The 262-nt window shown below is 61.5% G+C and carries 1 protein-coding gene; it reads left to right on the top strand.

Annotated elements, in window-relative coordinates; genetic code table 11:
* Positions 1–262 (top strand): ATP-binding cassette domain-containing protein (locus tag H6B10_RS16280; protein WP_204652452.1); only part of this gene is annotated, 262 nt, incomplete at both ends.

The following is a 262-nucleotide window of genomic DNA, read 5'->3' as shown; positions in this document are numbered from 1 at the left end:
ATCCGGCTGGGAAGACCCGGTGCCACCGACGAGGAGGTGCTGGCGGCGGCGGAACGGGCTCAATGCGGAGAATTTCTGAAACGGCTGGAAAAAGGAATCTATACCATGGCCGGCGATGGCGGCAAAGGGCTTTCCGGCGGGGAGCGACAGCGGATCGCACTGGCCCGGGCGATCTTGAAGGACGCTCCTATCGTGGTACTGGATGAGGCCACCGCTTTTTTGGACCCGGAGAATGAGGAGAAAATGAACGCCGCCATTGCCG

The sequence above is a fragment of the Gemmiger formicilis genome (assembly GCF_016901605.1).
Lineage (GTDB): Bacteria > Bacillota > Clostridia > Oscillospirales > Ruminococcaceae > Gemmiger > Gemmiger formicilis_B.
This window is presented reverse-complemented; position numbering and strand designations above follow the sequence as displayed.